Source organism: Novosphingobium organovorum (assembly GCF_022832435.1).
GTDB lineage: Bacteria > Pseudomonadota > Alphaproteobacteria > Sphingomonadales > Sphingomonadaceae > Novosphingobium > Novosphingobium organovorum.
Genome location: NZ_JALHLF010000181.1, coordinates 1 through 4,580, shown reverse-complemented (window position 1 = coordinate 4,580; position 4,580 = coordinate 1). Strand labels below are relative to the sequence as shown.

3 protein-coding genes are annotated in these 4,580 nt (G+C 69.3%); all 3 read right to left on the bottom strand.

The genetic code is table 11. The features are described from left to right. Nucleotides 1-804, bottom strand: an 804-nt coding sequence (locus MTR62_RS20060; RefSeq protein ID WP_244024278.1) for a carboxylesterase family protein, incomplete at its 3' end; no start/stop codon positions are given. Next, the gene (locus tag MTR62_RS20055) at nt 801-1,616 is read right to left on the bottom strand and encodes a GDSL-type esterase/lipase family protein (RefSeq protein ID WP_244024276.1); all 816 of its coding nucleotides are present in this window, start codon (nt 1,614-1,616) and stop codon (nt 801-803) included. The genes MTR62_RS20060 and MTR62_RS20055, both read right to left, overlap by 4 nt. A 2-nt stretch (nt 1,617-1,618) precedes the next feature. Further along, on the bottom strand, nt 1,619-4,580 hold a 2,962-nt coding region (locus tag MTR62_RS20050), incomplete at its 5' end, for a glycoside hydrolase family 2 protein (RefSeq protein ID WP_244024274.1).

Here is a 4,580-nt window from a genome sequence, read left to right as displayed (position 1 = left end):
GCGGGGCGGAGCCCCGGCGGCGCGCGCGATCTGCGCACCGAGCGCCTCGTTCTGCGCAAGGCTGCGCGGCGGCAGGCCGAAGCCGGGGGTGCCGCTCTGCTCGATCGCCTTAGCGAAGAGCCCCCTGGCGCCGGGCGCGAGGAGCTGCAGGCCAACGTCCTGCGCGCCCGCGCTTTCGCCGAAGAGCGTGACGTTGGCCGGGTCTCCGCCAAAGCGCGCGATGTTGGCGCGGACCCAGCGCAGCGCGGCCTGCTGGTCCATCAGCCCGTAATTGCCCGAGTGGGGCCCAAGCGCCTTGTGCGAAAGGAAGCCGAGCGCGGAGAGACGGTACTGCACGCTGACCAGCACGACCCCGCGCGCGACCAGCGGCGATTGCACCGTGCCTGCGCCGCTACCCCCGCGATTGCCGCCGCCGTGGACCCACACCATGACCGGCAGCGGCGCAGCGGGGTGGAGCGTGGGGGTCGTGACGTCGAGGTAGAGGCAATCTTCCGACTGGTTGGCAGCGGCCGCGTGGTTCCAGCCATAGTCGATCTGCATGCAGGCGGGGGCGGGCGTCTTGGCGGGACGCACGCCGCTCCAGCGCGCGGGGGGCACAGGGGGCGCCCAGCGCCGCGTGCCGGTCGGCGGGGCGGCGAAGGGGATGGCGAGAAAGGTCGCGCGCCCGTCACTTGCGATCACGCCTTCAAGCGTGCCGTCGGCCGTCTGCACGTACGGTCCGGCCGTGTCCTCAGCGCTGGTGGAAGCACCCGCGCCAAGCGCCAGAACGCCGGTCAGCGCGAGAAGCGCGCGCCGCGCGCTCACGGCACTTTTGCAGCGAGCGTCTTGGCCGGGGCGGGCTGGGCGAGCGCGTTCTGGAAGGCCTGCTCGGCCACCTTGTCCATCACCGCGTAGCCCGCCGGGGTGGGGTGGACGTGGTCCTTGGTCAGCCCGGCGCGCGCGCCCAACCCTTCGCCCTTGAGCGCGCTCCAGTAGTCGGCATAAGTCGATCCGGTCTTGGCGGCATAGGCCTTGAGCCAGGCGTTGAGCCGCACGATGCGCGGGCCGGTGTCGAGCCCTGGGCGCCAGGGGAACTGGTCGGCGGGCGGGATCGAGGCGAGGATCACGCGGATGCCGTGGGCCTGCGCGAGTTCGACCATCGAGCGGATGTTGCCTTCGATCTGCTCGTCGGTCATCGGGCCGGTGTTGGCCGCGATGTCGTTGGTTCCGGCCATGATCTGAACCACGTCCGGGTCAAGGTCGATCACGTCCTGGCGAAAGCGCAGCAGCATCTGCGAGGTGGTCTGCCCGCCGATGCCGCGCCCGATCCGGCCCGGCGTGAAGAACGCGCGGTCAAGATCGAACCAGCCCTGGGTGATCGAATCGCCGAGCAGCACGATGCGCGGGCGCGCCTCGCCGCGCTGGTCGATCGCGTTCTGGTCGCGGTAGCGCGCGGTCCAGGCCCAGTCGGTGTGGAGGCGCTGTTCGGCCTCCTGTTCGGCGCTGGTCTGGGTGGGCGCCGGTGCGGTCTGGGCCTGGGCGGCGAGCGGCAGGGTGAGCGCGCCAAGAGCCAGAAGGGCGGCGGGCAGGCGCTGGGCCAGAAAGGAAGGTGCAAAGGAAGGCGCAAGGGTAGACATCGTCATTCTCCGAGGGGGAGGATCTGGGGCGTCACGTTGAAACCGCGCAGACGCACTTGCGGTTTCCCGGCCAGTTGATCGGGCGCGGCGGTGATCGTCACCGTACGGCTTTCGCCGGGCAGCAGCGAGACGTAGTTGTCGCTGAAATAGGCGGGCAGGATCTGCGTGCCGTCGGCCCCGAACAGCGTGAGCTTGGTCTGGATCGCGGCGGTCCTGGCCGGATTGGTGATGGTCACGGTGATCGCGCCCGAACCGGCGCGGCGCGCCGCGCCGGTGAGCGCCACGGCGGGCATCGCGCTCATCGCCTTGAGCGCGGCGGGATCGGCGGCCTGCCAGTAGAAGTTGTCCGACAGGCGTTTGCCATTCGTGTCCTTGGCCTCGAGCCGGACCAGCACCGGCCCCTTGGCCATGAGCGGGGCGAGGTCGAGCGTGAAGGCCTCGACCGGCTTTTGCGCGGCGGCATCGAGCGTCGCCTCGCGCCGTTCGAGCAGCGCGCCGTCCAGGCTCTCGATCCGCGCACGCACGCGAAGGCCCGTCAGCGGGGCGAGCGTGTTGTTGACCAGCAGCACCTTGTGATCGGGCAGGTTCATCTGGACATGGACCGCCTCGGACGCCTTCTTCATGCCGTAGAAGGCGCCGTGGGTGTCGTAATCGTGCGAGAAGATCTGCCAGGCAGACGAAGGCCAGGCGGGCTGCGTCATCCACAGCATCCGGCCCGAATTGGTGGTCCAAAGCCCCGCGTTCAGCCCTTCGAAGATGGCACGGTAGCTTTCGTATTCGAGCATCTGCGCCTTGCGCGCAAAGTCGGTAAGGCTGATGGGCGTGCCGAATTCGGTGTCCATCGCATCGGTAAAGCTCTTCACCGCGCCGTTCCCGGTCTGGTGCCAGTCGTGGTAGGCCCAGGTGTCGCTGATCGGCCAGCGCTCGCTTGCCGGGATTGCGCGCTCCCAGGCTTCGAGCGTGGGGAACGAGGGCGTGCCGACCTCGACCGCGAAGCCCTTGGAATACTCGGTGAAGTATTTTTCGGGCGGCTGCCAGTTGTAGGGCCCCGAGGTGTGCAGGTTGATGGTGTTGGAGGAGGGCATGTAGAGCCGCGTGCCGTCCTCCTCGCGCAGCATCGCGTCGAGCCCGCGGTTGAGCACCGGCTGGGGCACGCCTTCGTTGCGGCCGAACCACAGCACGATCGAGGGGTGGTTGCGGTAGCGCGCCACGACGTCGCGCGCGTTGGCCATGAACAGCTGCGGGTCCTCGGCCTCGATGTTGTAGTTCTGGGTCGATTCCCAGAAATCGCTCATTACCATCAGGCCATATTCGTCGGCGAGGTCGAAGAAGCTGGGCTGGGTGTTCTGGCCCACCCAGTTGCGGATCACGTTGACGTGGGCGTCGTGCTGGAGCTTGAAGTAAGGCTCCAGATGCGCGCGGTCGGTGCGCTTGAGGAAATCGTCCATGCCCACCGAGCCGCCGCGCGCGGCGATGCGCACGCCGTTCACCCGGATGACGAGATAGGGCGAAAGCCCGGCGTCCCCGGCGATCGGGGTGACCGCCGGATCGTGCTCGGCGCCCTTGGCGAAGGAATAGGTCCAGCCGTTGTCGACCTGGCGGATCGCGGCGTGGCGCACGTCGATCAGCGGGCGCTGTTCGGCGCGCGCCTTTGCGAAATCAAGCGCGACGCGTTCGAGCTGACCTTCATCGTCGACCAGCGACATCTCGTAGGTGACCTGGCGCATGCCGAAACGCAGGTCGCGGCTGTCGGACGCCACGCCGTCGCTGCGGACGGTGAGGTGCAGCGTGTGCAGGTTGGGCGCGCCGTAGCCGTTGGGCCACCACAGCTTGGGGTTGCGCACCGCGAGCGCGGCGTCGGTCGCCGGATCGAAGCGGACGTCCTCGCGGGCGTTCGCGGCAAGCGTGACGCGGCGCGAAACCGAAACATCGTCGAACGCGGCGGTGAGCGTCACCGTGCGCGGCTGGTCGCTGCGATTCTCGACCGGGACGGTGATCGCGACATCGGCGAGCGAATTGTCCGGCTTGGGCAGCGTGGTGACGACTTGCGGATCGCCCAGGCGCACCGCGCCCGTGGCGATGAGTTCGACACCCTGCCACAGACCGGTTTCGCGGTCGCGGATGGTGGGGATCCAGTCCCAGCCTTCCGAGGCGCCGAAAGTCGGTCCGTCGAGCATCATCGCGCCGCCGTTTTCGCCCACGCCCGAGGTCAGCGATTCCTCCTGCGTGTGGCCCGGATGCGGCGGGGGCGAAATGCGCACCGCCACCGCGTTGCGGCCGGGCCTGAGATAGGCGCTGACGTCAAAGCGGCCGCGGATGAAGGCGCCGGTCATACGGCCGACCGGCGTGCCGTTGACCCACACCTGCGCGGCGTAGTTGGCTCCGTTGAGTTGCAGGTCGAGTTTCTTGCCCACAGCGCTGGCCGGAAGGTCGAACTCGGTGCGGTACCAGTAGTCCTGATGCGCGAGCGTTTCGGGAATGGCGAGGTTGTTGAGCCCGTGCGTCGGATCGGGATAGACCCCGCGATCGATCAGCGTGGTGAGCACGGTGCCCGGAACGGTCGCGGGGTGCCAGTTCTTCGGCCGGAAACCGGGACGCGAGATCGCCGCGCCATCGCCGGTCACTTCGGGTGCCGCGGCGAGATACCAGTCGGAGAGGCTCCAGCGCCCTTCGCTCTCGGGGGAAAGCGAAGAGCGCTGGCCCAGCGGCCTGGCGACCGGCGCGTCGGGGGGCGAGGCGCTTTGCGGCAGCGTGGCCGGGGGCTGGGGGCTGGTGGTCCCTTCCATCTGGTGGGTCTGAAGCAGCCAGTGCGGGCTGGTTTGCTCGAAGGTGACGAGCGTGGGGTCGGGCGCGGCAGAAGCGGTCGCCGCCGCATCGCCGGGGGACAGGGTGAGCCCGGCAAAGCGCGCGGCGAGCGCGCTCGACGGGCCACTCGAGGGCGCCACGTCGAGCCGGGCGAGGCGG

Bases quoted from the DNA above. Each gene is read 5' to 3' on its own strand.
- MTR62_RS20055 (WP_244024276.1), bottom strand. From the start codon at position 1,616: ATGTCTACCCTTGCGCCTTCCTTTGCACCTTCCTTTCTGGCCCAGCGC.